At 34.4% G+C, this 791-nt stretch carries 1 protein-coding gene; it reads right to left on the bottom strand.

Going from position 1 to position 791, the window contains the following annotated elements; all coding sequences use genetic code 11:
* The coding region (locus RB298_RS02080; RefSeq protein ID WP_486045484.1) for a LysR family transcriptional regulator at positions 1 to 732 on the bottom strand (732 nt) is incomplete at its 3' end.
* Between the last annotated feature and the right edge of the window lie 59 nt (positions 733 to 791).

Genomic DNA, 791 nt, shown 5'->3' with positions numbered 1-791 from the left:
ACACCAAATATTTTTTTTCGTTGTAATAGTAATTCCTAACCCTTCTTGTAGCATACTTAATCCTGTCTCTATATAATCCATTTCAAACCGTACTTTAGGAGTCAAGTTATACTCGTTGAATAAAGCATGAATCTGTACCTCATAACCGCATTTTCCAATTAGTATATCTTCACCTTGTAAGTCAGGAATACTTATTGTTTCTTTCTGAGATAAAGGATGGCTTGAGTGCATAAGTACAATCAATTGATCTTTCATCAAAGGTACAGTATCAAAACCTTTATCAGGAGGAATAATAATTCCTACATCAATGCATTTGGAACGCAACCACTCTTTTACTTGATCTACACTACCTTCCGAAAGCATGATTTCTACACCAGGATACTGACTTTCCATTGTACGTATGATCTTAGGAATAAACCTAGTACAAGCAGTTCGGTAAGCTCCAATGTGTACCTTCCCAATTTCTAACCCCTGTTCAGCCGCAATTAATTCATCTACTTTTTGTAATTCACTCAGGATTGTTCTAAAAGTAATTAATATGCGCTCTCCTATATCTGTAAAAGATAATCCATTCTTCTTATCTCTCTTGATTAACTTTGTTCCTAGTTGCGATTCAATTGTTGCAACGGTACGACTTACCGCAGGTTGTGTCATATGTAGTTCTTCACCGGCTTTTGTAAAACTTCCTGTTTCTGATATCCGGACAATAAGTTCAATTTGTGATTTGTTCATATCAATTTTGTTATCTCCCATATAATTAATATGCATTTCATTTGTATTAGAATCTAATG

The organism is Priestia sp. BR_2 (genome assembly GCF_041954005.1).
Taxonomy (GTDB): Bacteria; Bacillota; Bacilli; order Paenibacillales; family Paenibacillaceae; genus Paenibacillus_AQ; species Paenibacillus_AQ lautus_A.
This window is presented reverse-complemented; position numbering and strand designations above follow the sequence as displayed.